This is a genomic window from Streptomyces sp. GbtcB6 (assembly GCF_019091475.1).
Taxonomy (GTDB): domain Bacteria; phylum Actinomycetota; class Actinomycetes; order Streptomycetales; family Streptomycetaceae; genus Streptomyces; species Streptomyces hyaluromycini.
The window spans coordinates 1-234 of record NZ_JAGXJL010000495.1; the positions used below are offsets into that span (position 1 = coordinate 1).

The window sequence follows — 234 nt, forward strand, 5'->3', positions numbered from 1 at the left end:
AGCCCCCGGTAAGGGGCGACGGCGGCGCCGGCCGGGGCCACACCCTGTCCGCGCAGCCCCCGCCCCCCGCGGCCGGCGGGGGCGAGCAGGAACGGCACCTCGCCGGCCGGCCCGTTGGGGTGCGGCCCGACCACGTGCAGGACGAAGGCGCCGGCGCCGGCCGCGTCGTACGCGTGGCCGCCGTTCTCCAGGACGGCCAGCGCCGACTGGGAGGCCAGCCAGTGCGTGGACGAC

The 234-nt window shown here is 80.8% G+C and carries 1 protein-coding gene; it reads right to left on the bottom strand.

Annotated elements, in window-relative coordinates; translation table 11 throughout:
• Positions 1-234: gamma-glutamyltransferase (locus KVT45_RS55775; RefSeq protein ID WP_217562790.1), on the bottom strand; the 234-nt coding region annotated here is incomplete at both ends.